The organism is Campylobacter gastrosuis (genome assembly GCF_030249845.1).
In the GTDB taxonomy this organism is placed as follows: Bacteria; Campylobacterota; Campylobacteria; order Campylobacterales; family Campylobacteraceae; genus Campylobacter_A; species Campylobacter_A gastrosuis.
This window is the reverse complement of sequence record NZ_JANURM010000003.1, coordinates 19,870-45,657: the sequence shown is the minus strand read 5'-3', so window position 1 is coordinate 45,657 and position 25,788 is coordinate 19,870. Positions and strand designations below refer to the sequence as shown.

Annotated in this window: 29 protein-coding genes; 10 read left to right on the top strand and 19 right to left on the bottom strand. The window is 38.2% G+C overall.

The window, feature by feature from the left end; translation table 11 throughout:
- Positions 1–19: 19 nt before the first annotated feature.
- Positions 20–568, top strand: coding sequence for a restriction endonuclease (locus tag NYG85_RS04015; RefSeq protein ID WP_284937196.1), 549 nt, complete (start codon positions 20–22; stop codon positions 566–568).
- Here the strand turns inward: NYG85_RS04015 and NYG85_RS04010 are convergent.
- The 3 genes from NYG85_RS04010 to pyk form a co-directional block, all read right to left on the bottom strand.
- Complete coding sequence (locus NYG85_RS04010; protein ID WP_284937195.1) at positions 534–1,946, bottom strand: phosphoethanolamine transferase; 1,413 nt, start codon at positions 1,944–1,946, stop codon at positions 534–536. The two genes, NYG85_RS04015 and NYG85_RS04010, sit on opposite strands and share 35 nt — an antisense overlap.
- Positions 1,947–2,062: 116 nt before the next feature.
- Entirely contained in the window at positions 2,063–2,233 is a 171-nt protein-coding gene (locus tag NYG85_RS04005; protein WP_284937194.1) for a hypothetical protein, read from the bottom strand.
- Positions 2,230–3,684: a pyruvate kinase gene (gene pyk, locus NYG85_RS04000; RefSeq protein ID WP_284937193.1), complete on the bottom strand. Its 1,455-nt coding sequence runs from the start codon at positions 3,682–3,684 to the stop codon at positions 2,230–2,232. The genes NYG85_RS04005 and pyk overlap by 4 nt, the downstream gene beginning before the upstream one ends.
- A 231-nt stretch (positions 3,685–3,915) precedes the next feature.
- Here pyk and NYG85_RS03995 point away from each other — a divergent pair, with 231 nt between their 5' ends.
- From NYG85_RS03995 to NYG85_RS03965, 7 genes are read left to right on the top strand one after another with little or no spacing between them, the layout of a single operon-like run.
- A complete protein-coding gene (locus tag NYG85_RS03995; protein WP_284937192.1) occupies positions 3,916–4,632 on the top strand; it encodes a TorD/DmsD family molecular chaperone in 717 nt (238 codons plus the stop codon).
- Between the two features lie 3 nt (positions 4,633–4,635).
- Positions 4,636–4,803, top strand: a complete 168-nt coding sequence (locus tag NYG85_RS03990; protein ID WP_284937191.1) for a Tat pathway signal protein — start codon at positions 4,636–4,638, stop codon at positions 4,801–4,803.
- A 15-nt stretch (positions 4,804–4,818) separates the two neighbouring features.
- Positions 4,819–7,635, top strand: a complete 2,817-nt coding sequence (locus NYG85_RS03985; protein ID WP_284937190.1) for a formate dehydrogenase subunit alpha — start codon at positions 4,819–4,821, stop codon at positions 7,633–7,635.
- A gap of 10 nt (positions 7,636–7,645) precedes the next feature.
- Positions 7,646–8,278 carry a formate dehydrogenase FDH3 subunit beta gene (fdh3B, locus tag NYG85_RS03980; protein ID WP_284937189.1) on the top strand — a complete coding sequence of 211 codons (633 nt, stop codon included), beginning with the start codon at positions 7,646–7,648 and terminating at the stop codon, positions 8,276–8,278.
- The gene (locus NYG85_RS03975; protein WP_284937188.1) at positions 8,275–9,213 is read left to right on the top strand and encodes a formate dehydrogenase subunit gamma; all 939 of its coding nucleotides are present in this window, start codon (positions 8,275–8,277) and stop codon (positions 9,211–9,213) included. The genes fdh3B and NYG85_RS03975 overlap by 4 nt, the downstream gene beginning before the upstream one ends.
- Before the next feature lie 38 nt (positions 9,214–9,251).
- Positions 9,252–10,031, top strand: a complete 780-nt coding sequence (fdhD, locus tag NYG85_RS03970; RefSeq protein ID WP_284937187.1) for a formate dehydrogenase accessory sulfurtransferase FdhD — start codon at positions 9,252–9,254, stop codon at positions 10,029–10,031.
- Positions 10,024–10,746 (top strand): winged helix-turn-helix domain-containing protein, encoded by a 723-nt coding sequence (locus NYG85_RS03965; RefSeq protein ID WP_284937186.1) that lies wholly within the window; start codon positions 10,024–10,026, stop codon positions 10,744–10,746. The genes fdhD and NYG85_RS03965 overlap by 8 nt, the downstream gene beginning before the upstream one ends.
- 25 nt (positions 10,747–10,771) lie before the next feature.
- Here NYG85_RS03965 and NYG85_RS03960 read toward each other — a convergent pair whose 3' ends face one another.
- The 13 genes from NYG85_RS03960 to aroQ all read right to left on the bottom strand — a co-directional run bounded on the left by NYG85_RS03960 (position 10,772) and on the right by aroQ (position 20,693).
- On the bottom strand, positions 10,772–11,350 hold the full coding sequence (locus NYG85_RS03960) for an NAD(P)H-dependent oxidoreductase (RefSeq protein WP_284937185.1): 579 nt from the start codon (positions 11,348–11,350) through the stop codon (positions 10,772–10,774).
- Positions 11,351–11,416: 66 nt separating this feature from the next.
- Positions 11,417–11,917, bottom strand: a complete 501-nt coding sequence (locus tag NYG85_RS03955; protein WP_284937184.1) for a tetratricopeptide repeat protein — start codon at positions 11,915–11,917, stop codon at positions 11,417–11,419.
- Between the two features lie 14 nt (positions 11,918–11,931).
- Entirely contained in the window at positions 11,932–12,951 is a 1,020-nt protein-coding gene (gene mnmA / locus NYG85_RS03950; protein ID WP_284937183.1) for a tRNA 2-thiouridine(34) synthase MnmA, read from the bottom strand.
- Between the two features lie 48 nt (positions 12,952–12,999).
- Positions 13,000–13,587 (bottom strand): LOG family protein, encoded by a 588-nt coding sequence (locus tag NYG85_RS03945; protein WP_284937182.1) that lies wholly within the window; start codon positions 13,585–13,587, stop codon positions 13,000–13,002.
- Positions 13,584–14,423, bottom strand: coding sequence for a flagellar motor switch protein FliY (gene fliY, locus NYG85_RS03940; protein WP_284937181.1), 840 nt, complete (start codon positions 14,421–14,423; stop codon positions 13,584–13,586). Before fliY ends, NYG85_RS03945 begins: the two co-directional genes overlap by 4 nt.
- The gene (gene fliM / locus NYG85_RS03935; RefSeq protein WP_284937180.1) at positions 14,413–15,507 is read right to left on the bottom strand and encodes a flagellar motor switch protein FliM; all 1,095 of its coding nucleotides are present in this window, start codon (positions 15,505–15,507) and stop codon (positions 14,413–14,415) included. Before fliM ends, fliY begins: the two co-directional genes overlap by 11 nt.
- Positions 15,507–16,205 (bottom strand): RNA polymerase sigma factor FliA, encoded by a 699-nt coding sequence (locus tag NYG85_RS03930; protein WP_284937179.1) that lies wholly within the window; start codon positions 16,203–16,205, stop codon positions 15,507–15,509. Before NYG85_RS03930 ends, fliM begins: the two co-directional genes overlap by 1 nt.
- On the bottom strand, positions 16,183–16,518 hold the full coding sequence (locus tag NYG85_RS03925) for a hypothetical protein (protein ID WP_284937178.1): 336 nt from the start codon (positions 16,516–16,518) through the stop codon (positions 16,183–16,185). Before NYG85_RS03925 ends, NYG85_RS03930 begins: the two co-directional genes overlap by 23 nt.
- An 8-nt stretch (positions 16,519–16,526) precedes the next feature.
- Positions 16,527–17,393 (bottom strand): P-loop NTPase, encoded by an 867-nt coding sequence (locus tag NYG85_RS03920; RefSeq protein ID WP_284937177.1) that lies wholly within the window; start codon positions 17,391–17,393, stop codon positions 16,527–16,529.
- Complete coding sequence (gene flhF, locus NYG85_RS03915) at positions 17,390–18,703, bottom strand: flagellar biosynthesis GTPase FlhF (RefSeq protein WP_284937176.1); 1,314 nt, start codon at positions 18,701–18,703, stop codon at positions 17,390–17,392. Before flhF ends, NYG85_RS03920 begins: the two co-directional genes overlap by 4 nt.
- A 12-nt stretch (positions 18,704–18,715) precedes the next feature.
- Positions 18,716–19,192, bottom strand: coding sequence for a 2-amino-4-hydroxy-6-hydroxymethyldihydropteridine diphosphokinase (gene folK / locus NYG85_RS03910; protein WP_284937175.1), 477 nt, complete (start codon positions 19,190–19,192; stop codon positions 18,716–18,718).
- Positions 19,189–20,214, bottom strand: coding sequence for a M24 family metallopeptidase (locus NYG85_RS03905; protein WP_284937174.1), 1,026 nt, complete (start codon positions 20,212–20,214; stop codon positions 19,189–19,191). Before NYG85_RS03905 ends, folK begins: the two co-directional genes overlap by 4 nt.
- A complete protein-coding gene (gene aroQ, locus NYG85_RS03900; RefSeq protein ID WP_284937173.1) occupies positions 20,211–20,693 on the bottom strand; it encodes a type II 3-dehydroquinate dehydratase in 483 nt (160 codons plus the stop codon). Before aroQ ends, NYG85_RS03905 begins: the two co-directional genes overlap by 4 nt.
- 88 nt (positions 20,694–20,781) lie before the next feature.
- Between aroQ and mqnF the strand changes: the two genes are divergently transcribed.
- Both mqnF and sppA read left to right on the top strand, forming a co-directional pair.
- A complete protein-coding gene (gene mqnF, locus NYG85_RS03895; RefSeq protein WP_284937172.1) occupies positions 20,782–21,993 on the top strand; it encodes an aminofutalosine deaminase family hydrolase in 1,212 nt (403 codons plus the stop codon).
- The gene (sppA, locus tag NYG85_RS03890; RefSeq protein ID WP_284937171.1) at positions 21,981–22,844 is read left to right on the top strand and encodes a signal peptide peptidase SppA; all 864 of its coding nucleotides are present in this window, start codon (positions 21,981–21,983) and stop codon (positions 22,842–22,844) included. The genes mqnF and sppA overlap by 13 nt, the downstream gene beginning before the upstream one ends.
- Positions 22,845–23,043: 199 nt before the next feature.
- Here the strand turns inward: sppA and NYG85_RS03885 are convergent, their stop codons facing one another.
- The 3 genes from NYG85_RS03885 to NYG85_RS12135 all read right to left on the bottom strand — a co-directional run bounded on the left by NYG85_RS03885 (position 23,044) and on the right by NYG85_RS12135 (position 25,641).
- The gene (locus NYG85_RS03885; protein WP_284937170.1) at positions 23,044–23,724 is read right to left on the bottom strand and encodes a hypothetical protein; all 681 of its coding nucleotides are present in this window, start codon (positions 23,722–23,724) and stop codon (positions 23,044–23,046) included.
- Between the two features lie 1,011 nt (positions 23,725–24,735).
- Positions 24,736–25,191, bottom strand: coding sequence for a tyrosine-type recombinase/integrase (locus tag NYG85_RS03880; RefSeq protein WP_284937168.1), 456 nt, complete (start codon positions 25,189–25,191; stop codon positions 24,736–24,738).
- 12 nt (positions 25,192–25,203) lie between these two features.
- A complete protein-coding gene (locus NYG85_RS12135) occupies positions 25,204–25,641 on the bottom strand; it encodes a phage integrase central domain-containing protein (RefSeq protein WP_432264843.1) in 438 nt (145 codons plus the stop codon).
- Between the last annotated feature and the right edge of the window lie 147 nt (positions 25,642–25,788).

Genomic DNA, 25,788 nt, shown 5'->3' with positions numbered 1-25,788 from the left:
AAAAAACAAAGAGAGTTATATGGATACAAAAAATCTATTTTTAATGCTAAATTTTCTAAATAAAAAAGAAAAAGCCACACGAAAAGATATAAGCACATTTTTAAAGCAAAATGCAAATTTGCCCCAAAATAGGGCTGATTTGCTAATAAATGCCATTTCAAACAGCCCTGAAATTCTATCTTTACCAGCTAAAAAACGCCCCATTTTAAAGGTCGGTCGTGGGGTTTATGAGATTACAAATTTTGGTAAAAACCTGTGTAAAAATAATAATGGTTATAAAAATTTTTGCGATTTTATTAATAATGCTTATAAAAAACAAAATAGTTTAAAACCGCATTTAAAACGCCTTGCCATAATTTTAGCCACAAAGCTAAAAGACAAAATCATCGGCGAAATTAGCAAAAATCACACGCAAATGATTAAAAATCTAGCCCTAAAAATCATCAAAAAAAGTGGGCTAAAATTCCTGCCATTTAAGCACATTGCAATACTCGCATCTATCGTTTTTCTTGGCGTTAAAATTTATAAAAGCTTTAACGAAAATCGCCCTTTAAACCAAGCTCGTTAGCTATTTTTTTAGCTCCGTGAAGTGTCAAAAAACGGCTCACATTTTTATCATAAAACGGACCTGTGATGTCGTTTTCTGGCTCGTAAAGTGCGCTTTTAACGCCCATTAAAGCACTCATTAAATTAAACAGCAAGTCATTACTCCAAATTTCATTTACGTTTTGTTTTAAAATTTCAAATCCGCCAAACTCACGCCTAAACTCATCGCTAAAATAGATAAAAAGCGGAATTTTTGTCATCTCAAAATCATATCTTGCCGCATCGTGCCCTACCCCAACGACCTCGCCGTGGTCGCTTAAATACACGAGCGCCTTAAAATTTGGCAGATTTTTTGCAATTTTTAAAATCTCGCTCACGACAAAATCATTGTAAAACACGCTGTTTTTGTAGTGTGCTAAATCATCGCTACCCCCAAATTTAGTAAATTCGCTTGGGTATCGCTTTTTATAATCGGTGTGGCTACCCATTAAATGAAGCACGATTAGCATATTTTCTGAAATTTCTAACGCCCTTAAATTTTCAAGCAAAACCCCATCAAATCCGACTTGGCTATCATCAAGGCTAGTGTAAAATGAGAATTTTGACGGCAGGGCCAACATAGAATTTGGCGCACCAAAAAAGCCAAATTTTGCCTGATTTGAAAGCCAAGCGGTATTAAAACCAGCCCTATTTGCCACCTCAATTATTGAAGGCGAGAGCTTAAAGTCAAGCTTGTTGTATTGATTTAGCGCCGTTAGAGCTTGTTTTAAAACCGCCGTGGTATGGACGTAGTTTGAGTAGGCGTTTTTAAAAAGCAAGAAATTCTCATCGTTTTTTAGGGCGTCAAGGCGTGGCGTGGTATTTTCATCAAAACCATAAAGGCTCATAAAATTTCTATTCTCGCTCTCGCCGATGACTAAGAGATAAACTCCGCCAAACGAGCCGTTTATCTCGCCGATTTTTGCGATTCGCTCATCTTTAAAGGCGTGATACTGGCTTGAAATTTTAAGCTCCTTTTTTATCACGTCAATAAAAAGGCTCTTTAAATTTGCATTTTCATAGATGAAAAACTGCGATAAAATCAGCACGATGATTAAAATTCTAGTTTTTGATTTAGTTTGATTTTTTACCGCTAGAAGTGGCGTAAATTTCAGAAAAATCACGCCAAAAAGCACCAAAATAATTAGCAAAAACGCAGTTAGAAAATTTACATTTACCAAAAAATACTCACGCGCCTCGCTAAAATTTGACTGCATAAACGCCATTAGGGCATTTGCATTAAACACCTTGTGGCTAAATGAAAAATAGAGCAAATAAGCCGCTGGCATAAGGCTAATAGCTATCACAAAGAGTGCTAAAATCCACCTATAAATTTCAAAATACGAGATAAAAATCAGCACAAAAACACTAAAACTCACCACAAAAAGCAGTGCATTTAAAAACCAAACGTAAAAATTGTAGTCATAATAATAAAATCCAAACGGCACAAAAACTATGCAAAAAAGCGAGAAAAACGCTAAAAAATAAGGCTTAGATAACCCCAGTAACCCCCCCCCATAGCGGTTAGCAAGGCTGCAAAGATAAGTGGGGCAAGGCGATTGGTTAAAAACACGCCCTGAACTAAAAACACCAAAAGCGAGTAGAGGCAAAACGCCCCAAAAAACGCCCCACTCGCCCTTAAAATCATCTTTTTAGCTCCAAATAATGCCTGATTTGCTCTTTGCGTAAAATTCGCATAAAGTTTGTGCTACCCTCAACGCCAGTTGGAAAACCAGCCGTTACAAGGTAAGTCTTATTCTCATCAACAAGCCCGTTTTTAACGCCCTCTTTTATCATTCTCATTAAAAGCTCGGTTATAGTGTCGCACTTTGGCAGCGTGAAATTTGCCGTAGCCACGCCCCAAGCAAGGGTTAATGACCCAGCAATCTGCTCATCGTGAGTAACGGCGATGATGTCAATATTTGTGCGGTTTCTAGCCACTTTTAAAGCCGATTTGCCTGAGCCTGTAATGCAAATAATGCCGTCAGCTTTTAAGCGATAAGCAAGTGCAGCCGCCGATGAAGCGACCATATCGGTTTCATCTAAAAACTCAAACTCATCAAATTTATTGTATGGGTAAATTTTTTGCACCTGCACGATTGTGTTACTCATCGCTTCAACGACAGCCACTGGATTAATGCCGACCGCACTTTCTTCGCTAAGCATAACAGCGTCAGTGCCGTCAAGCACGGCGTTTGCGACGTCGCTTATCTCGGCTCTTGTTGCCGTTTCGTGAGACGCCATTGAGAGCATCATTTGAGTGGCTGTGATGACTGGTTTGCTCTTTGCGTTTGCCTTTTTGATGATTAGTTTTTGGATTGTTGGCACTTCATAATATGGCACCTCAATGCCTAAATCTCCACGCGCGACCATTATGCCGTCGCTTACATTTATAATCTTATCAATGTTTTCAACAGCGTCAAATTTCTCTATTTTTGAGAGAATTTTTGCCTTTGATTTTAGCTCATTTAGGATTTTTCTAGCCTTTAAAACGTCGTTTGCGTCCTGAACAAAGCTAATTGCTACAAAATCCACGCACTCTTTTGCGCCAAATTCCATATCAGCCCTATCTTTTGGCGTGATAACCTCAATGCCGATTTTAGTATTTGGGAAATTTACGCCCTTGTTTGAGCTTAAAACGCCGTGATTTTCAATTGTGGTTTGGACAAAATTTTCATTCACAGCCACCACCTTTGCACGGATATTGCCGTCATAAAGATAAACGTATTCATTTGGCTTTAAAATTTTAATGATTTGAGGCTGATTTATGCAGGTTTTGTAGTGATTTTCGCCGACCTTTTCGCCCATAATCTCATTAGCATAAATATCAAGCCTATCGCCACTAAAAAGCTCAAACGGATTTTCAAGCTTGCCGATACGAATTTTTGGCCCACAAATATCTTGTAAAATGCCTACCCTAACGCCAAGTTCGCGCTGTGCTTGTCTTACCTTATCAATGTTTTGCTTGTGATACTCGTGCGTGCCGTGGCTAAAATTTAGGCGAAATACATTAACCCCAGCCAAAATCATCTTTTTTATCGTTTCTACATTGTCACTTGCTGGCCCAAGCGTTGCTACGATTTTTGTGCGTTTTATCATTTTTAATCCTTTAAATAAAATCTGTGATTATACTTTTTTTATGCTAAATTTTTGCAAAAATGGCAAAATTTACAATATGCCTTAAATGCATATTTAATAATAGTTTAATTTTAAAAACTTATATTTTTTTAAGGCTAATTAATAAGGCTTTTTAGTGTAAAGTTTCGTAGAATCGTTTAAAACCCTAAATTTAGGGCTTTTATAAATGATTGATAAACAAAAGGCTAAAAATTGAATAACGAAAATTTAAGCGTCTTAAACGCTAGAAAAATCTACTACTCGCTACTGGCAAAATTTCTTGTTTTTAGCGTGAGAGATGATAGATTTTTTGGTGTTTTAGAAACGCTAAACATCATAAAAGATTACGCAATTGATGATGAAAGCCACGAAGCAATTAATGATTTGATTAAAAATTTTAGCCAAAATCAGCTAAGCGATGAATACGATGAAGTCTTTCACGCACCGCCAAAACCACTTCACAACACATTTTCATTTTACGATGAGGGTTACAGCGCTGGGAGTGCTTTGGTTAAAATCCGCCAAATTCTAGCAAAGACCTCAATTAGAAAAAACGAGATAGATTTTAAAGAAAACGAGGATAACATAGGCTTTGTTTTTGCCCTAATGAGCGACTTTATCTCTAAAATTTTAGCTGGTGATGAGAGCTATAAAGAGCGTGAAAATGAGCTTTTTGTTCAAATTATAAATCCATTTATTGATGAATTTTTAGATAGATTATACGCTCACGAAGGTGCTAATTTATATAAAAATGTATGCGTGATTACTAGAAATTTTATGGAGTTTGAGCGTGTCTATTTTGGCGTATCAAAACCACTTTATCAAAGAGAGAAAAATCTAAAAACAACTGGAATTTCACGCTCAGAAGCGATTAGAAGAGAGGGTAATAAAAAGAGAAAATTTAAAGATTTAAACACCAAAGAAAGGTAAAAAATGCAAAAAAAAGATAGACGCGAGTTTCTTAAAAAACTCATCGTAGGCACGGGTGCTGTCGTAGCGACAACGGCAGTTGCAAAAAACACCCAAAAGTCGCAAAACGGCGAAGATGTTTTGTATAAAAGAAGCAAAAACTGGGAATTTTATTACAAACAAGCAAACTAAATTAAGGGAGAAAAGATGGCAAATGTGAATTTAGTGCCGCCAAAAGTCGGCAGACGTTCATTTTTAAAAATGGCATCTCTTGGCGCTGTTGCCACGCTTGGCGTGAGTGCTAGTGGCGTAACAAGAGAGGCGAGTAAAGAGGAGATAAAAAATCCATATCCGGGCTCAAAATTTGCAAAATCAATCTGCACTGCTTGTTCGGTAGGTTGCGGTATTGTCGCAGAGGTGCAAAATGGCGTTTGGGTTAGACAAGAGGTCGCACAAGACCACCCTGTAAGTGCTGGTGGGCATTGCTGTAAGGGCTCTGATATGATAGATATGGTTCGCTCACAAGTTCGTTTAAAATACCCAATGGTAAAAGAAAACGGCAAATGGCGAAGAATAAGCTATGATGAGGCACTTGATAAAATCGCCGCTCAGCTAAAAATTTACAGAGAGAAAAACCCTGAGCAAGTGATGTTTTTAGGCTCAGCAAAGGTAAGCAACGAACAAAGCTACTATATCAGTAAATTTTCAGCTATGTTTGGGACAAATAACCTAGATCACCAAGCTAGGATTTGACACAGCGCAACAGTCGCCGGTGTGGCGAATACGTGGGGTTATGGCGCTATGACAAACCACCTTGGAGATATCCAAAATTCAAAGTCTATCTTTGTAATCGGCTCAAATCCAGCAGTAAATCACCCTGTTGGTTTTAGACACTTTTTAAAGGCAAAAGAGAATAACGGCGCAAAATTAATAGTCGTTGATCCACGCTATACAAGAACAGCAGCAAAGGCTGATTACTACGCACAAATCCGCCCCGGCACTGATATACCATTTATGTATGGGATGATGAATTTAATCTTTCAAAACGGCTGGGCTGATGAGAAATTTATAAGCGAGAGAACTTACGGCATTGATGAAATTCGCAAAGAAGCGGCAAACTGGACACCAGAGGTCGTTGAAGATGTAACTGGCGTGCCAGCACAAACGCTAAAAGAGATAACTAAAATTTTTGCTACAACAAAGCCGGGCTGTGTCGTTTGGGCTATGGGTCTTACTCAGCACACGATAGGCAGCTCAAATACGCGTATCGCTCCGATTTTGCAGTTAGTTTTAGGCAATATGGGCGTAAGTGGCGGCGGATGTAATATTTTAAGAGGACACGATAACGTCCAAGGCGCTAGCGATATGGCAAACGCACCTGATAGCTTACCGGGCTATTACGCTAAAAACGAGGGTAGCTGGAAGTATTTTGCCAAAATGTGGGGCGTAGATTACGAGTGGCTACAAGGCAACTTCGTAAAACCAGAATGGATGTTTAAACCGGGCTTTACCCTAGCTCGCTGGTGGGCTGGACCGCTTGACGGCAAAAATGGCAATGACCCTATTAACAACGCTGGCGATAGCCTAAAAGCACTCTTTGTAATCGGCAACGGCGTAACCTCAACAGCACAACAAGCAAAGGTGCAAGAAGGACTTGATAATCTTGAACTCCTAATCCTAGCCGACCCATTTGTAAATGAAGCTGGTATTATTACAAATAAAAAAGATAATATCTTCTTACTCCCCTCAGCCACGCAGTTTGAAACGAGCGGTAGCGTAGTCGCTACAAACAGAAGCGGTCAGTGGCGAAGCAAGGTCATTGAGCCTATGTATGAGAGCAAGACCGACCACGAAATTTTATTTGAACTTGCAAAACGTTTAGGATTTTACGATGAGCTAACTCGCACGATTAGAGATGAAAACGGCAAAATTGAGTGGCCAGAAGCCGCAACTCGTGAAATTTCAAATATCGTAAAATCAATCGGACTTACTGGCTGGACGCCTGAAAGGCTAAAAAATCACCAAGAAAACTGGGATAAATTTGATGAAAAAACACTTCTTGGTAAGCCGGGCACTCCTGTTGAGGGCGAGTATTATGGCCTACCTTGGCCGTGCTGGACGACAGAGCATCCGGGCAGTCCAAATTTATACGATGTAAGTAAGCCAGTAATGAAAGGCGGTATGGGATTTAGAAACCGCTTTGGGCTTGAACACAACGGCGTAAATCAACTAGCAGCAGACGGCGTAGCGCCACTTGAAAGTGCTGTAAATGGCGGTTATCCAGAGATTACAAAGGCAAACATTGAAGCGGTCTTAGGCATTAAGCTTACAGATGAAGAGCGTGAAAAAATGGGCAATACTTGGGCGACTGACGGCAGTGGATTAATCGCACAAAAATGTATGCAAAAGGGCATAGCACCTTATGGCAACGCAAGAGCAAGAGCTATCGTTTGGACTTTTGTTGATCAAATTCCAAAACACAGAGAGCCAATCCACTCGCCACGAACCGATTTAGCCAAAAAATATCCAAGCTTTAAGGATAAGCCAAATCATTATAGGGTTGATACAAAATACGAGAGCTTACAGCAAAGCAGTGATTTTGCAAAAGACTTCCCAATTAATCTAGTAACAGGTCGCCTTGTGAATTTAAACGGCGCTGGACTTGAAAATAGAGCTAGTAAATACCTAGCACGTATCACGCCAGAAATGTTTGCTGATATCCACCCAGATTTAGCCAAAAAGCACGACTTAAAAGACGGCGATATGGTTTGGATTTTCTCGCCAGAAGGCACAAAAATCAAGGTTAAAGCAAGGCTAGTGCATTCAGTTTCGCCTGATATGATATTCTTACCATTTCACTTTACCGGCGTTATGCAAGGCGTTGATATGACCGCAAACTTCCCTGATGGCACAAAACCTTACGCTTGGGGCGAGAGTGCAAACACCGTTACAAACTACGGATACGATATAGTCACACAAATTCCTGAAACAAAGGGTGGTTTGTGCAGGATACAAAAGGCGTAAGGAGGGCAAAATGGAGAAATTTAATGACGCACAAAGACTAAAATTTTACTGCGATAACGACAGGTGCATTGATTGTAACGGCTGTGCGGTAGCTTGTGATGAGGCTCACGAGCTACCTATTGGCGTTCGTAGGCGTCGTGTTATCACGCTAAATGAGGGCATTCAAGGCAAAGAAATTTCAACCTCAATAGCCTGTATGCACTGCGATGACGCACCTTGTTCGCTTGTTTGCCCGGTTGATTGTTTTCACATCAGAGCCGATGGCATCGTGCTTCACGATAAAGATATCTGCATAGGTTGCGGATATTGCCTTTATGCTTGTCCGTTTGGAGCACCGCAATTCCCAAGGGACGGCGCATTTGGCGTTAAGGGCAGTATGGATAAATGCACAATGTGTGCTGGTGGCGTAAATATCGCTACAAATTCACACGAAGAGTTTGAAGAATACGGACAAAACCGCATTGCCGAGGGCAAAGTGCCAGTTTGTGCTGCTATGTGTTCAACAAAAGCTTTACTTGTGGGAGAATCTGCTATAATTGAGCAAATTTATCAAACCAGAGTAGAAAATAGAGGTTACGGCGAGAAGGATTTAAAAAATTCTCTAACGTGGAAAATAGCCTACTACACAAAGGATAGACTATGAGAATTCTCACACTTTTTTTACTTGCGATTAACGCATTTGCCCTGCATTTGCCAGACGGCACAAATCAATTTGACAGCAAAATTTGGGGTGCTGATAGGGTTACAAATATAGAGGGCTACGAGAGCGGACTTGGTAAAATTTTTACATTTTTACAAGGCAATGAATACTTCGCTTACGGCGTCTTACTTGCTATTTTAGGCGTGGTTTTAGCCTTTACGCTTCACTTTTTGCTAATTGGACCAAAGCATTTTAGCCACGATGGCAAAAAGGTCTATGCATTTAGCCTAATTGAGCGTTTAGCACACGGCTTGGCTGGTATTTCGTGGGTCGTGCTAGTGCCCACTGGCATTATTATGATGTGGGGTAGCACCTTTGGTGGTGGTAGTTTCGTTAGATTTGCTAAAAATTCTCACGGCATTGCCACGATTTTATTTGCCATTGCCGTTTTACCACTGCTTTTTGCGTGGATAAAGCGTATGATGCCAACGGCTTATGACTTAAAATGGATGTTAATGCTTGGCGGATACCTTTCAAAAGATAAAAAATGTATCCCAGCTGGTAAATTTAACGCCGGTCAAAAGCAGTGGTTTTGGGTAGCAATACCGGGCGGAATTTTAATGATAGCCACTGGTGCTTGTATGTATTTTCTTGACTTTAAAGAGCCAGCAGTTGCTACTTGGCTTGGTATTTCGCAAATTGAACTGCTTCGCCTAGCCGCCATAATTCACAACGTACTTGGCATAATTTGTGCATTATTTTTCTTAATCCACATTTATATGGCAGTCATTGCTATTCACGGCGCGATTTGGGCGATGATAACTGGCTATAAAGAAGAAGAAGAGGTCTATGTCTTGCACCACTACTGGTATAACGAGCTAGTTTCAAAAAACAAAATTCCAGCCTCAGATTATGAGAAAATTTACCCTAAACTTTAATATTTTTGACCCAAAATTTTTGGGTCAAAAGGCTTAAAATGCAACCGATTTTTACCACAGAGATTACAAAATTTAGAGCCGATGAGCAGGGCGTGGTTGATGATATTTTAGTTAGAGAGATTAAGCTTGATATCGTGCTAAATGACGCTAAAATCGGCTCAATGATGGCAACACCCACCGATTTAGAAGCACTTGGTGTTGGCTATTTATTAAGCGAAAATTTAATCACAAACAAAGACGAGATTAAAAACGTAAGCTTTGATGAACAAAGCCTATCTGTAAAAATCATCGCAAACGAAAACAAAACCGCACTTAGCAATTTTAACTTTGAAAGCGTGATAATTAGCGGTTGCGGGCGAAGCGTCACGGCAAATGTAAATTTAGAAAACCTAAACGCAAAAATCATAAAAAGCACCGCAAAATTTCAAAGGCGTGAAATTTCAAAGATGATGAGCGAGTTTTACACGCAGTGTGAGCTTTACGAGATGACTGGCTGTGTACATACGGCTAAAATTTTTTGTGGTAAAAATTTCTACATCGGCGAAGATATCGCCCAGCACAACACCATTGACAAGGCTATCGGCAAGGCTGTTTTAAACGGCGAAAATTTAGAAAATTCGCTCCTAATGGTAAGCGGTCGCCTAAGCTCTGAAATGGTCGTAAAAGCCGTAATGAACGGCATTTGCGTGCTTGTTTCACGCACTGCGCCAACCAGCCTTGGTGTGCTAATTGCTAGAAAATTTAATCTCACGCTTTGCGGTTTTGCAAGGGGTGAAAATTTAAACGTTTATAGCGGTTTGGAGCGAATTTATGCGTGAAAAAATAGCACAAAACATTGAAATTTACAAAAACAAAAATGGCAGACTTGACTGCGGTGTGGCGTTTAAAATCGCAAAAAAGCTAAATGTAGATATTGCAGAAGTCGGCAAAATCGCCGATGAGATAGGCGTAAAGATTGATTCTTGTGAGCTTGGGCAGTTTGGCAAGCTTGCTTTTGGCTTTGGTAGCGTGCTTACATTTTACGATTTAAAGCCAAAAATTGATGAGAAAAACAGAATTTTTTGCAAAGACGCAAGGGACTTAGCAAGTGGCGTTGGGCTAAAAAAGATACGCTCAACCTTAAAAGATTACGGCATTGACGTGAAATTTTGTCAATTAGGCTGTTTTAAAGAAAAAAAAGGCAAAAAAATGGTAATAAAAACGAAAACTTGGATAGAAAACAGCGATGGCGAGTTGCTCTTTGGCAAGGGCAAAACCGAAGTTTTAGAAACAATAGCAGAAACCGGCTCAATCTCAAAAGCGGCTGAAATTTTAGGTATGAACTACAAAAAATGCTGGAATCACCTGCAAATTTTAAGCAAAAATATGGGCGAAGAGCTAGTCATCTCAAAAACTGGCGGTGGCGGAAGTGCTGGCACTACACTAAACCCAAGAGCTTACGAGCTAATTAACGCCTACAAACAACTTCAAAGAGATATTGAAGACTACGCAAACAAACGCTTTAAAGAACTGTTTTTGGATACTAAAAAGTAATTTATGCACCAAGCGGTGCATAAATTTATGAAAAGACCCTTTTTAAATGTGCTTCGTATCTGCTTAGATACTCTGGCACATTTGGGTTTTTTACCACGTCGTTACAGATAAAAGTCGGTAGTGGCTTTATGCCTATAAACTCATTTGCCTTGTGAAAGTGTAAATACACACCATCAACGCCGACGCCTTCAAAAAAGTCATCTTTTTCATCAAACGCCTCTATCGGAGCATTCCACGTAAGCGAGAGCATATGCCTTTTGCCATTTAAAAGTCCGCCAGTGCCGTAACCTTTTGTTGGCGAGATAGCGTGTCTGCCGTCGCTTTTATAGAGTAAGCCATAACCAGCCGTAAAAACTTCATCAATGTATTTTTTCACAATCCACGGCTCGCCCATCCACCAGCCTGGCATCTGCCAAATCACAGCATCCATCCACAAAAATTTTTGCACCTCAACCTCTACATCATAGCCGTTATCTATGATAGTTTCTTTTACTTCGTGACCTAAATCGCCAAGTGTCTTTTTAGCCAAATCGTGCAGAGTTTGATTTAATTTGCCCTGACTATGACCAAAGCTTTTACCGCCATTTATGAGTAAAATTTTCATATTTTCTCCTTTAAAAATGGCATATTTTAGTCCTTGTTTTACAATTTTTATTAAATTATAAGTAAATTACTCGCTTAGTGTCTTATAATTATCGCAGCCAATTTTCATCCCCAAATCACAAGCCTTGCCGTAAATTTCTCTTGCCTTGCTTCTATCTTGCTTCACGCCTACGCCTTTATAATGCATAAACCCAAGATTATAGCACCCCTTGGCACTCTTGCTCTCACAAGCTTTTTTATACAAATTAAAAGCCTTTTGATAATCCCGCTCTACACCAACGCCTTGATAATACATACTGCCAAGAGCGTTACATCCATTAGCATCCCCATTTTTACAGGCTTTTTTGTATAAACTAAAAGCCTTTTGATAGTCCCGCTTTACGCCAACACCTTGATAATAGATAAATCCAAGATTATAGCACCCAGTAGCGTCTTTACTCTCACAGGCTTTTAAAAGTAGATTAATAGCCTTTTTATGCTCGCCAGCATAAGCTGCATTTAAGCCCTCATTAACTAAATCTGCAAAGCTAAAAGTGGCAAAAGCCAACCAAAAGACAATTTTTTTCATCTTTTGTTTAAAATTTAGATTATAAACCCACTTGCAATGACGCTATCATCGTGATACATAACACAAAGCTGACCCTTTGCCACGCCGTAAGCTTCATCATTTAGCGTGATTTTTGCCTCTTTTGTGTCGCGATTTACGCTTACTTTTGCGGCGATTTTTGGGCTTCGGTAGCGAATTTTTACCGCACAATCAAACTCGCTCTCATCAATAAACATATTCACACTTTCAAGCATAATCTCACGCTCTTTTAAATCATCCTTGCTACCGACAACTATCTCGTTTTTATCGGCATTTATGCTTAAAACAAAGTGCGGTTCGTGAGCGCCTTTAATCTCAAAACCACGCCTTTTGCCAATCGTGTAATGCATATAGCCTTGATGAGTGCCGATTATTTTGCCGTTTTTATCCACGACATTGCCCGGCAGGTCGGTGTTAAAATGCTTTTGCAAAACCTGCACATAAGTGTCTTCAACAAAGCAAATTTCGCTACTTTCAGCCTGTGTGCCAAACTCGCTTAAAACTGGGATTGACTTTGCAAGCTCTTTAATATCGGCTTTAAATTTATCGCCAAGCGGGAAAATTACATCGTTTAAAAGCTCTTTTGGCACTTGTGCCAAGAAGTAGCTTTGATCTTTGCTTGGGTCTTTTGAGGCGGTGATTAAGCCGTTTATGATTTGTACGTAATGCCCAGTGGCAAGCTTATCGCAACCATTTGCCTTTGCAAAATCAAGCAAAGCACCAAGTTTTATAAATTTATTACACAAGGCGCAAGGGTTTGGCGTAACGCCGTTTTTGTAGCCATTTATAAACGGAGTATAAACGAAGTCGTTAAATTTATCCTGTAAATCTAAAATATGCACCTTAATGCCAAGAAAATCGCCGACTTTTTTTACTTTTCTGATATTTTCTTCGTGATAACCCGGCTTTGAGTGAAGCTTCATATAACAACCCTCAATCTCGTGCCCCTGCTCTTTTAGAAATTTCGCAGTCATCGTGCTATCAACACCGCCACTCATTGCAACCATAATTTTCATAAAAATCCTTATTTTGTAAATTTTTAGTAAAGATTATATTGAAAATTTTTAAATATTTAAAATTTCACGCTCAATAAAATCTAAATCATCTGTGATTTTATAAAGCTCTAAATCGCCTTTTGATATCGTATTTTCAGACATTAGCGTGGTTTTGATAAACTCATCAAGTCCAGCCCAAAATTTAGTGCCGTAAAGAAAAATTTTGACATTTTTTATGCCAGTTTGGACTAAAACTAAAATTTCAAACAGCTCATCAAGTGTGCCAAAACCGCCAGGAAATACGACAAAAGCGACCGAGCTATCAATTAGTGCGAATTTTCGTGGAGTAAAGCTTGAAAACAAAAATCCGCTCGTTGCAAATGGGTTTGTATTTTGCTCAAAAGGCAAACGAATATTAAACGCAACGCTGTGGCTCTTACCGCTCTCAAACGCCCCTTCGTTTGCTGCTCTCATAATGCCATCCCCGCCGCCAGTGATGACAGCAAAGCCGTTTTCGCTAAGTCTATACGCTAAATTTTTAGCCGCTTTGCAGTATAAATTCTCATCATCAAACCTAGCCGAGCCAAAAAATGTAACGCTTTTGTTTGCAAATTTTAAGGCATTTTTGTATTGATTAAACTCGCTTAAAAAGGTCATTTTAACTGCTCTAAACGCTCACGTTTTGAGCCAATTTGCGTGATTTGTATGCCAAAATTGCCATCAACAATCACGACTTCGCCGTAAGCGATAACCTTATCGCCGATTAAAATTTCAAGCGGGTCGTTTGCTAGTTGATTTAGCTCAATTACCGAGCCAATATCCATTGAAAGCACGTCTTTAAGTAGCATTCTTTTTGAGCCAATACGCACACGAATTGGCAGTCTTACGTCCATAATCAGGTTGATATTTCGCATCTCCTCGGCACTAAATGCGTTTGTATCAGCGACCGGACTTTGCTTTGGCTCATCTTTTGGCTTTGGCTCAAAAAGCTCTACAAAATCGCTATCAACGACAAATCCGACATACTCATCTAAATCCTCAATCTTTACGTTAAAAAGATAGAGTTTTGAAAAATCGGCTAAATTTAGCTCGGCGTTTTCATCTAAAAAATTTACGCCAATGACTTCAAAACTAAGTTTTGGCAGGGTTTTTTGTGCGCCAAGCGAGGTGTTAAAAGCACCAAGCAGGTTTGAGAAAATCTCCTTTGCAGCGTCTAAATCATCGGCACTAAGCTTGTCATTGTGGCTAATCTCCTCTTCGCCCATCATCCACTCGCCAATGGCACTAACTAAAATCGGCGTGCAAAGGAGCAGTCCCTTGCTCTGTGTGTCGCCTTTTATGGCGATATTTGCGGTTACAACTGGCGGTTTTATGCCATTTTGAGATTGTGCTTCAAAGTCGTTTCTCTCGCCAATTTCAGGGCTTCTGCCAGTTAGCCCCTCAATGGTCGCTTTAATCTCATTTACAAAAATGCTAAAAAACTCATTCATCATAATACTCTTCTTCCTCGCGTGCTTGCTCTTCTTGTTCGTAGGCTAGAAGTTTGGCTTTTCGCTCCTCTTCGTAGCGTTCTAGGATATTTTTAATCTCATCTCTATCAGAGCGGATTAGTTGTTCTATTTTAATTGATTTTCTAAATCTATGAAGTCCAACTTCGGCTAAAAACACCTCTTTTTTGTCAATTGAAACGATAGCTTTATCATCAGCGCCCCTGTCAAGGCGTAAAATATCGCCCTCTTTTAAGTCTAAAAATTCGCTAACGCTAATTACAGCCTTGCCTAAAATCGCTTCGTATAAAATTTCAGCCCTACCGATAAGCGTTTTTAGCTCCTTATTTCGGCTCTTTTTTGCCGATGTTTCGCCAAGCATTATGTCTCTATTTGCGAGGCGACTTAAAATCGGCTCTAAGTAGATGACTGGATAGCAGATATTTATCATACCGCTTGAATTACCAACGATAATCTCCATAACGACCATTATTACAATCTCGTTTTGGCTAACAATTTGCACGACGTTTGCGCTGCTCTCTTTTGCTTCAACGTTTGGATACATATCAGTTATCATTGCCCAGCTCTCTTTTAGGCGTTGCATTATCATTCTAAGCACGGCGTCAAGCAGGTTTATCTCAATATCAGTAAGCTCCCTGCTTGTTTCAAAATTTTCGCCATTACCACCTAAAAGGCGGTCAATCATCGGAAAGGCTATGCTTGGGTTTATCTCTAAAATGCAGTTGCCATCAAGCGGTTTTATTGAAAAAACGTTAAAGCTTGTTGGGCTTGGAAGGCTCATTAAAAACTCGCCATAAGTCATCTGATCTACGCTATGAAGCCTAATTTCAACGATACTTCGCATTACGCTTGAAATTTGAGAGGCTAAATTTCTAGCTAATTTATCGTGAATGCCCTTGATCGCACGAAGCTGCTCTTTACTAACCCTGTTTGGGCGTTTAAAGTCATAAATGATAATTTGTCGCTGTTCGCCGCCGTTATCTTGTGCGAGAGTGTCGGCACCATCGCCACCCTCATCAACAACTTCAAGCAGTGCATCAATCTCTTCTTGACTTAAAATATCAGCCATTAAGCCCCCAAACTCTCTCTAAGTTTATTCATCACGCGTTTGTGAATTTGCGAAATTCTGCTCTCGCTTATCTTTAAAATTTCGCTTATCTCGCTTAAATTAAGCTCCTCGTAATAATAAAGCTGAATTATTAGCTGATCTCTCTTATCAAGCGTGTTTAAAATTTTCTCAACCTTATCTAAAATATCAGCCTTTTCAACCTTTTCTTGTGTGTTTTCATCGCTAAAAAGCCCGCTTTGCTCCTCAAAAGATAGCACGTAGCCAATGGCTCCGGCACTTCTTGCATCTTTGATTTTTTCAATATCTTCGTTTAAAATTTTAGCCAAATACTCATCATCTGGCTCCTCTTCGTGCTTGTTAAAATACTCATCAATGGCGTTATTTATCTCACGCACCAGCTTTCTATTTGCACGGCTTAAAACATCAAGACTACGCAAAAAATCAAGCATAGACCCATAAACTCGCTTCTTAGCATAGCCCCAAAATGAGTCGTTTTGCTCCTTGTCATACCTGCGACTTAGCTTTATCATCTCCTCAACGCCAGTGCTAATTAAGTCATTAACATCAACGCTTGAAGGCAATCTCTCTTTTAAACGATACGCCATAGCCCTAAGTGCTGGCATAAAAGATAGCACGACCTCGTCTTGCTCCTTTTTTAAGGCGCTTTGATAGGGGTTAGGCTGCTTTTCGTTTTGCATTCGCCCTGCCTATTTTTATCTCTTCTTCTTTTTTTACCATTAAATTTTCAATGCGTTTTTCTCTAATGGCAAGCTCGCTTAAAAGATAATCAGCGATCTCTTCGTGCTTTTCTTTATCAAAAAACTGCTTAACGGTGTTTTTAACATCAACGTAATTCATAATCAAAATATGCACGATAAGGTAGAAAAAAAATGTAATCAGGATTGTATAAACTAACATATCAAGTGGGTCGTGTGCCTTTGCCAATGCCCAAACAATGCCTACAAAAAAGCCACAAACGGTGAAAAATGCTATGTAGTTCTCAGCTCTCATCAAAACCCCTAAAAATGCTCAATTAAACGTTTAAAAAATCCAGCAAAGCTGTCATTTTTATTTGTAAGCACTTTTCGTTCCAATCTATATAAAATTTTTGATGTAATATCTTTTATTTGCGTCGTAGCCGTGCTATATGGTGCCTCATCGCTAAAAAGTGTGCGTTGCTTTATACTCTTTGCCACCTCTTTGCTCGCTTCTAAAAAACCGACCATTTCAAGGTTTAAATTGGCTTTAATATTTGCGTTAGCAACCCTTTTTATATTCTCATAAATTCTAACCGCCTCGGCTTCGTTTTTTACCATATTTAATAACAAAAGCGGATTTTCTTTAAAGCGTGATAAAATTTTAATAACAGCGTAAGCGTCCGTAATCGCCGCTGGGTCTGGGATAGTAACGACCACTACCTCATCAGCTGCTTCTAAAAACATCTGCGTGCTACCGCCAATGCCAGCACCCGTGTCAATAATCATAAAATCAATATCATCAAGCTCGTTTGCTTCGCTTAAAAATCGCTCGTATAAGAATTGATTGTTAAATTTTAAAATCTCATCGCCACTCTCGCCAGGTATTAAGATTAGATTTTTCTTAACTGGGATTAAAATTTCTTTTAAACCGCACTCGCCTTTTAGGACGTGAAGTAGATTTTTGCCCATTTTTACGTTTAAAATCACATCTAAATTCGCAAGTCCAATGTCGGCATCAAGCAGTGCCACCTTGTAGCCATCAAGTGCTAAAACGTTTGCGATATTTGCACTAATCGTGCTTTTGCCAACTCCGCCCTTACCGCTCGTAACTGCGATAAAATGGGTGTTTTTAGCCGTTTTTGTCTGACTTGAAACTAGGGTTTGTAGTTTTTGTGCTTGATTTATCACTGATTATCCTTTTTAAAGCCGTCAAGCACGCAAGATACTAAAAATTCTGGCTTAGCTTCAATCAAATCATCAGGCACCTCTTGCCCCACGCAAAAGTAGCTTACTGGCGTATTTGTTTCGTAAATTAGTGAAAATACGTTGCCAAAAACCTTTGTTTCATCAAATTTTGTGATGATTAATGTGTCAATGTCAAGAAATGAAAATCCGTTGTAAATTTCAATCAAATCATCAACCTTTGACCCAGCCGAAAGGACTAAATTTACATCAATACTAGCCTCGCTTGCGCGTAAAAATTTATCAAGTTTATCAAGTTTTTCTTTGTCATATTGCGAATTGCCAGTGGTGTCAATTAAAATCACGTCGCAGTGATTTAGCCTTTTTATGGCGTTTTTAAAATCATCAACCTCAATGACATCAAGAATAGGTAGCTTCATCATCTTTGCGTATTGAAATAGCTGCTCAACCGCACCGATACGATACGTATCAAGCGTGATAATGCCGGTGTTGTAGCGTTTTTCACTGCTGTAAGCAAAGCGAGCGGCGAGTTTTGCAAGTGTGGTCGTTTTGCCAACGCCAGTTGGACCAACAAGCATTATTATTCGCTGTTTTTTGCTCTCACGCTCCTTTCTACAAGGCAGCATATTTCGCAAAAGCGAGTAGAAATATCGCTTAACAGCGGTCGGATTTGCCTTCATTTGACTTGGCATATTCATAAGCGTTGTCTGCATTATCGCCTCTAAATGCTCCTCTTTCATACCGCTATTTCGTGCGAGTTTGTAGATACTTGCAAATTCTGGCGGTATTGCAAGGTGATTTCTGCTAACTGCCTTTTCGTCCCAAAACATATCCGTGATTAAATTTAGCTTCTCATCAAGGCGATTTACCTGCTTAGCGACCTCGTCAATCTTTTTTGCGTTGTGCTGTGGCAGGTCATTTTGCGTATCTTTTTGCGAAACGTTTGCAATTTCGCTTAGCTCTTTTGCTAAATTTGAAATGCTTAAAGATACGTCCTCATCGGTCTTTTTAGGTTTTTGCGCGACCTCTTCAACGCTAAATTTTGGCTTTGCTGGTTTGTCTAATTTTGTCTGTGCGTTATCATAATTTAGCACTTTTGGATTTGGCTTAGAAGCGGTGTCGTTAGGCTCATCAACGCTTACAACGACCTCAAAAATAGGCTTTTTGTTTATCGTTTGAGGCTGAATTTGCTTTGTTGTAATCACAATTGCACTATCGCCGTAAATTTCACGTGCCTTTTTTAACGCCTCAACGGTGCTTTCACCAGTAACCGAACGCATCTTACCTGCTGCCATTAACTAACCCCTTTAAAATCTCATAAGTCCAAGCGGGACAATCACGCTAAAACGCTCATTTACGCCTAAGTGCGGGACGTTTAAAATCTCGCTTTTTCGCACCTTTTTACTAAAATACAAAATGTCTAAATCAAGCGTCCTTGGAGCGTTTTTAAAGCTTCTTTTTCGCCCAAATCTAAACTCGTAGTGTTGCAAAATTTTAAGCAATTTTACCGCACTTAGGCTTGTTTGTAAATTTATAACAGCGTTTAAAAAATCAGGCTGTTTTGTGTAGCCAAACGCCCTATTTTCAATGACAGGCGATGTTTCAGCCACGCTAAAACGCCTATCATTTTTAAGCACTCTTATAAATTTATCAAACCGCTTTTTCGTATCGCCTAAATTCCCACCAATGCCGATTATTGCGGTATTTTTAAAATGCTCTTTAAAGCCAAAAAATCGTGGATAAAATTTCAAGCGAACAAGCCTTTTTACGCCATTAGCTCTCATAAAATTTCTGCCCCATTTTCGCCCACGACCACGACATCTTCAATCCTAACGCCAAGCTCATTTGGCAGATAAATGCCCGGCTCCACGCTAAAAACCATACCTTTTTCTAGCACGACCTCGCTTTTTTGATTGATATTTGGTAGCTCGTGAATATCCACGCCAACGCCGTGCCCAGTGGAGTGGATGAAAAACTCGCCATAACCGCTCTTAGCGATCACCTCCCTTGCAGCATTATCAATATCCTTTGCCTTTACGCCGATTTTTACGGCATTTATTGCCGCTTTTTGCGCGTTTAGGACGATATTATAAATTTCTTGCTGTTTTTTATCTTTGAAATTTTGGGTTTTATCAAAGCTAAAATTCTCATCAAAACACGCAGTTCTAGTGCGATCAGAGCAGTATCTTTTAAACTTAACCCCAGCATCAAGAAGCACTAAATCCCCATAACGTAAAATTTTATCGCTAGGCAGAGCGTGTGCCTTTGCAGCGTTCTCATTTATCGCTAAAATCGGCTCAAAACTAAGATTAAGTGCATTTTTTTGTTTAAAAATTTGCGTTGCATAAAAGTGCAACTCTTTCTCGCTCTTGCCCTCGCCATTTTTGCGTAAAAAATCGGCAAATTCATCAAAGCAACTAGCTCCAAATTTAGCCGCTTGCTTTAAAATTTCAAGCTCACTTTGGCTTTTAATAATGCGTTTTTGCTTTGAAAAATCGGGCTTTGCTAAAAAATGTATCCTAAGGCGGTAAGTTAGCGCATTAAATGCTGAAACACTAAAATCATTTGGGTCAAAGACTACGATTTTTGGGGCAAATCGCCTTAAAATCGCCCTTGCGTCTTTGATTAAATTATTTGAGCAAATCACGCTCACATCGGCGTTTATCAGCTCTTTTGCTTCTGTTGCGTATCTTGCGTCGGTGATGAAAAATTTCACACCATCAAGGCAGATGAAAATTTCATTATCACAGCTGTAACCGCACTCAAAAAATACGGCGTTTTCACCCCTTAGGATATAATTTTTCATTGTGCGTTTTGTTGTGAGGCTAAAACAGCTTTAATTTGATCAAAAATTTGTAGCATACCAATCATCGCTAGGTGGTAGCCAACTGGTCCAAAGCCCACGATTACGCCATTTGCTACGGCTGAGATTAGGCTTTTTTGGCGAAATTCTTCTCTACGATAGACGTTGCTAATATGCACCTCAATCGTAGGCAAACCAACCGCTGAAATCGCATCTCTAATCGCAACTGATGTGTGAGAATACGCAGCTGGATTTATGATAATGCCATCAGAATCGCCTAGACACTCTTGAATTTTATCTACTATTTCGCCCTCAAAATTGCTTTGAAAAAACTCAATCTCAGCGCCGTATTGGTCGGCTACAACCTTCATTTGAGCGTGAATATCTTCAAGCTTCATTGAGCCATAAAGATTTGGCTCTCTCACGCCAAGCATATTTAAATTTGGTCCTTGAATTACCATTATTTTGAATTTTTTTTGCATATATTTGCCTTTTGTTAAAATTTTCTCAAAATTATACATTTTTATTTCTAAATTTTTGCTACAATAAGCCATTTTTTAGGGGTAAAAGATGAAAATTTTAAAAGCAAAACATATAATTTATGGCAAAAATCTTGAAATTTTAGATGATAAAGCTATCGCATTTAATGAAAAAATCGTAGCCGTTGATGATTTTAACATCCTAAAAAATAGCTTTAAAAACGCCAAAATTTTAGAGCTAAAAAACGCCATAATCGCACCAGCCTTTGTAAATTCGCACGTTCATTTAGAATTTAGCGCAAACAAATCAACCCTAAGTTATGGCGATTTTATCACTTGGCTTGGCTCAGTGATAAAAAACTCAAAATTTCTAGCACAAAAATGCACCGATTTGGTGCAAAAAAGGGCGATTTTATCAATGCTAAAAGGCGGAACGGCTGTGGTTGGGGCAGTTTCAAGCTTTGGGGCAGATACGAAAATTTTATCCGCCTCGCCACTTAGAGTGGTGCATTTTAATGAAATTTTAGGCTCAAATCCTGATTTTATTGAGCAAAATTTTAACGCCTTTTTAAAGCGATTTAATGAGAGCAAAAGGTGCGAAAATAGCCGTTTTAAGTCCGCAATCTCAATCCACTCGCCCTACTCAATCCACAAAGATTTAGCTAAAAAAGCCATAAATTTTGCAAAAGAAAATAACCTTTTAATCTCAACTCACTTTTTAGAGAGCAAACACGAAAAAGAGTGGCTAGAAAACGGCTCTGGGGCGTTTAGGACGCATTTAGAAAATTTCATCAAAGAGCCAAAACCACAATTTAGCCCAAGCGAATTTTTAGGGCTTTTTAGCGGACTAGACACGCTTTTTACGCACTGCGTTTGGGTTAGCGATTTTAGCGATTTTAAGCCAAATCACAGCGTGACTCACTGCCCAAGCTCAAACAGACTTTTAGGTGATAAAGCCCTAAATTTGGCTGAAATTTTAAGGCAAAAAGTGGCTTTAAATATCGGCACGGACGGGCTTAGCTCAAATTTGAGCCTAAATATGTTTGATGAGCTAAGAAACGCCATTTTTACTCATCAAAATATCAACCTGCACGAGCTTTGTAAAATTTTATTTAGTGCAGCCACACTTGGCGGTGCTAGGGCGTTAGGGCTTGATAGTGGCGAGATTGGCGTTGGCAAAAATGCCGATATTATGGTAATATCCGCTTTAAATTGCGATAAAAACGAGCTTTTAACACAGCTTTTACTCCACACAAAAAGCGTGAAACAACTTTACATAGGAGGCAAAATTTGCAAATTTTAAAGGGACTTTTTTCGCCGATTTTGGCGATTTTTCGCTTTATAAACAACTATTTTAAGGCGTTAATTTTCTTACTCGTGCTGTTTTTACTTTTTAGCCCAAACAGCGAGATAAAGACGCCAAATTTGGCTCAAATTGACATAAAAGGTGCGATTTTTGACGCAAACGAGGTGATTTTGGCGTTAGAAAACGCTAAAAATGATAAAAATATCAAAGGTGTGCTTTTATACATTGACAGCCCAGGCGGTGCTTTAAGCCCTAGCGTGGAGCTTTTTATGCAGGTTAAAAGCCTTGCAAAGACCAAAAAAGTCGTGGCGTATGCAGGCGGCAATATGACAAGTGGCAGCTACTATGCTGGCGTGAGTGCTGATAAAATCATCGCAAATCCGGGTGCATTTATCGGCTCAATCGGCGTGATAATGCAAGTCCCAAATATCGGCGAACTAGCCCAAAAAATCGGCGTAAAAGAGCAGAGCGTCAAGGCTGGGGAGTTTAAAGAGGCTGGGACGTTTATGAGAGAGTGGAGCGAGACTGAGCGGGCGAGTTTGCAAGGGCTTGTCAATAAATCTTATGAGCTGTTTAGCTCTGATGTGGCAGCTGCAAGGGGGCTTGATATTAAAAGGCGTGATGAGTGGGCAAATGCTAGGGTGTTTTTGGCTTCTGATGCCGTTAAATTGGGGCTTGTTGATAGACTTGGCGGATATTTTGACGCCAAAAAAGAACTTGAAATTTTAAGTGGTGTGAGTGAGCCAGTTTGGCAAGAGACGCCAAAATTTGAGCAGTTTTTGCAAAAAATCACAAACCAAAGCGCAAACTCACTCCTAAACGCACTCTTTAACCTAAGCGTGAGATGATTTTTTAAAGAAATTGAGAATAAATGCCAATAATTCGGCATTTTTGGATTAAAATTTTTAAAAATAATACATAAGCACATTAAGTATTAGAACATCTTACATTCAAAATAAGAACGCTAATATAAAATAAATCTTCTACTCTCATTTTCAAACACATTCAAGCACTACTTAAAGTTGAATTATATACATAATATGATGCCTATTGCCGAAGCATATTAGATATTGATTCATAGTAATATCTTGTTAATTTAGAACTATTTTCATAATTAAACAAATCTAGCTTAATATCTATAATATCAACATCTTGCGTATCTCTATGCACTCTATATATGATATTTGTATTATGACTCGCATTTATCCATAATTCATCAACTCTTTGGACATTAGCAAAAACAAAGTGAAATGGATACTCCCTGTATGGTGGATTTTTTTGAAATACATCTCTGCAAGTGCAAAGAACATATGGTATATATTCAATATTAATATCCACATATCCCCATATATTTAAATTGTTTGCAAATCCAACGATTTCATCAAATTCCTTGAAGCTTAAATTCGGTATTAAATATTTGCATTTTTGAAACACCCTATGCAGATTTTCCAAAAACAACCTTTTAATTATCTTAGCATACTCTATATCTACAAGTACGCCTTGTAGCTGGGTATATGCAGTAGCATTTACTAGCACTAATGGGCAATCAGTATGAGCAGGATGTCTAAAATGCGTAGCTCTATTTACACTATGCTCCCCTACTATAGTCATCACTCTTTGGCACGTCTTTACCTTACATAATGGATTGCCTCTATCGTGCTTAGTCAGCAACCATTCGTCAATACTTAATTCATTACCGGTTAAACTATCTATCGCATATTTTGGCATTATATATCCTTATGTTAATTATACAAAAAGTCAAGCTTCTAGTATCATTGTCCCAACAGGTTATCACATTAACTTTAAACATACATTATATGTATATGTCCATATTTTAACTTGATTGTTAATTTGTTATTCTTAAAAACTAACAATATAGCTTCATGGAGATCTTAAATTTATCAACTAACTCTTTTTTTCTTTATTTTCAAAGAATTGCAAATACTCAATTTGCTTTATGACAGAATTAATATCTTCACTTATTATCAATTTAATATCATCATCGGTTAAATTATTTGTTCTTTTACAAGAGTCATCATTTTGTATGTTATTAAAAAATGTAAGCGAATAACATCACTCCCCCCAATCCAGCTTTTTAAGTTTTTTGATACACATTTTAATTGATACCAAGCTAAATCTTGTCCATTTTCTACTCTGTTTTTATATTAATTATTATTTCTTAAATTTATTATATTTTAAATTATTTTGTAACTGTTTTGATAAAAACACATTATGTTTAACTTTATCTTAAAAACTTTAAAAACATACTCTTAAAAATATACCAGCATTAAACCAACTGCTATACCATTTAAATTATCAACGCCTTTCTTTTTAATATATTTTTTACTATTATCTTTTTATAATTTGCATTCCCATTCTCACAACATTTAGCTATTTTTTGCTTTTTAATATAGCATACTGCACCAGCGTTTTATGTCATATTTAAAATTAAAAAAACAAACCTACTCTCATCTTATGTTAAAATTTGTAATTTTAGTGATTTTGCCCATTTTATCAATACTTTTAAATCAAGTATTGCGTATCTTGTATGCTTATTAATATAATAACAGCTGAAAAATTTTATAAATAAAAAGCGGAGCTAAAATTTATAAATTTGCAATACAAATACACTTTATAAAATATTTAAAAAATTAAATAAATCAATTTTATGACATAAAATATAATACTTAAACAAATTTTATAAATTCAGCGATACTAAGTTTATAAAATTTTTGTAGTTTAAAATAACGGCTCAATAGCATTTAAATAATCGCCATACCACTGCATTAGTTTTGCTTTTTGGCTTGTTGTAGTTTTGTCCCTTTCATATGAGCGTTTGACTGCATTTAGTTCTTTGTGAGCCAAAACACTTTCTATCGTTTCTTCGCTTATGCCTAAATTTAAAAGCTCGGCTTTATTTTGTGAGCATATCGTGCGAAAAGTGGCACGAAAGCCGTAAGATGTGGCAATGCCGCTATATTTATTCTTGCTACCTAAATTTCGTATAGCTTTGCTTATGCTATCTCTGCACAAATGTCCATCTTGATTTATAGCTGGAAATACAAAGCCATTTGCGAATTTACTAAACAGCTTTTGCTCTTTTAAGATATCTAAAACATAGGAATTTAGGGCTACTAGGTGTTCGGACTTTGTTTTCATCTCGTTTGCCTTGATAGTCCAAATTTGAGTAGTCAAATCAATATCAGCCTACTTTGCTTTGGCGGTATTTATTGGGCGATTGACGCATAAAATTTGCAGACAAATTGCTCTTTTGATTTGCAAATCAAGCCTGTTATCACACTTTAAATCTATAATAAATTCTTTGATTTTTTCTTTATCGGTTAAGGCTGGAAGTCTGTTATCTACAAATTTATCAAGCGTAAAACGACTTGCGGTGGGAAATGCACTATGTAGTTGTTTGGCTGGATTATATGAAATATACTCATCACGTTGGGCTAAATCAAAGACCTTATCAATATCGTTAATAAAGCGATGAACTGTCTCTAAACGGCTCGTGCGTGGATTGTTTGGATTAAAAATAGCGTTTAAAACAACAAAAAGATCGGTGTATTTTATGGTTTTTATATCCCTGTTGCCAAAATTTGGTAAGATATAGTTTTGGTGTTGTTTTGAAATTTTAGCAATATAAGTTTTACTTATTGTTTAATGTATGTATCGAATAAATTTTATAGATATATTTTTCATTATTACCTATAATCGCATTTATATCTTTGCCACTATTTAACTCTTTTTAGTTTTATTTTTCTGGATTTTATGATCGTTTAGAATTTT

Excerpts from the sequence above, each read along its gene's own strand:
- folK (WP_284937175.1), bottom strand. The coding sequence starts at position 19,192 with ATGAGAGCTAATGGCGTAAAAAGGCTTGTTCGCTTGAAATTTTATCCA.
- NYG85_RS03965 (WP_284937186.1), top strand. The coding sequence starts at position 10,024 with ATGCGTGAAAAAATAGCACAAAACATTGAAATTTACAAAAACAAAAAT.
- flhF (WP_284937176.1), bottom strand. The coding sequence starts at position 18,703 with ATGGCAGCAGGTAAGATGCGTTCGGTTACTGGTGAAAGCACCGTTGAG.
- NYG85_RS04005 (WP_284937194.1), bottom strand. The coding sequence starts at position 2,233 with ATGATTTTAAGGGCGAGTGGGGCGTTTTTTGGGGCGTTTTGCCTCTAC.
- fliM (WP_284937180.1), bottom strand. The coding sequence starts at position 15,507 with ATGGCTGATATTTTAAGTCAAGAAGAGATTGATGCACTGCTTGAAGTT.
- pyk (WP_284937193.1), bottom strand. The coding sequence starts at position 3,684 with ATGATAAAACGCACAAAAATCGTAGCAACGCTTGGGCCAGCAAGTGAC.
- NYG85_RS03885 (WP_284937170.1), bottom strand. The coding sequence starts at position 23,724 with ATGCCAAAATATGCGATAGATAGTTTAACCGGTAATGAATTAAGTATT.
- NYG85_RS03925 (WP_284937178.1), bottom strand. The coding sequence starts at position 16,518 with ATGAGAGCTGAGAACTACATAGCATTTTTCACCGTTTGTGGCTTTTTT.
- NYG85_RS03960 (WP_284937185.1), bottom strand. The coding sequence starts at position 11,350 with ATGAAAATTTTACTCATAAATGGCGGTAAAAGCTTTGGTCATAGTCAG.
- fdh3B (WP_284937189.1), top strand. The coding sequence starts at position 7,646 with ATGGAGAAATTTAATGACGCACAAAGACTAAAATTTTACTGCGATAAC.
- fdhD (WP_284937187.1), top strand. The coding sequence starts at position 9,252 with ATGCAACCGATTTTTACCACAGAGATTACAAAATTTAGAGCCGATGAG.
- NYG85_RS03905 (WP_284937174.1), bottom strand. The coding sequence starts at position 20,214 with ATGAAAAATTATATCCTAAGGGGTGAAAACGCCGTATTTTTTGAGTGC.
- NYG85_RS03930 (WP_284937179.1), bottom strand. The coding sequence starts at position 16,205 with ATGCAAAACGAAAAGCAGCCTAACCCCTATCAAAGCGCCTTAAAAAAG.
- NYG85_RS03990 (WP_284937191.1), top strand. The coding sequence starts at position 4,636 with ATGCAAAAAAAAGATAGACGCGAGTTTCTTAAAAAACTCATCGTAGGC.
- NYG85_RS03975 (WP_284937188.1), top strand. The coding sequence starts at position 8,275 with ATGAGAATTCTCACACTTTTTTTACTTGCGATTAACGCATTTGCCCTG.
- aroQ (WP_284937173.1), bottom strand. The coding sequence starts at position 20,693 with ATGCAAAAAAAATTCAAAATAATGGTAATTCAAGGACCAAATTTAAAT.
- mnmA (WP_284937183.1), bottom strand. The coding sequence starts at position 12,951 with ATGAAAATTATGGTTGCAATGAGTGGCGGTGTTGATAGCACGATGACT.
- NYG85_RS04015 (WP_284937196.1), top strand. The coding sequence starts at position 20 with ATGGATACAAAAAATCTATTTTTAATGCTAAATTTTCTAAATAAAAAA.
- NYG85_RS03955 (WP_284937184.1), bottom strand. The coding sequence starts at position 11,917 with ATGAAAAAAATTGTCTTTTGGTTGGCTTTTGCCACTTTTAGCTTTGCA.
- mqnF (WP_284937172.1), top strand. The coding sequence starts at position 20,782 with ATGAAAATTTTAAAAGCAAAACATATAATTTATGGCAAAAATCTTGAA.
- NYG85_RS03945 (WP_284937182.1), bottom strand. The coding sequence starts at position 13,587 with ATGACCTTTTTAAGCGAGTTTAATCAATACAAAAATGCCTTAAAATTT.
- fliY (WP_284937181.1), bottom strand. The coding sequence starts at position 14,423 with ATGATGAATGAGTTTTTTAGCATTTTTGTAAATGAGATTAAAGCGACC.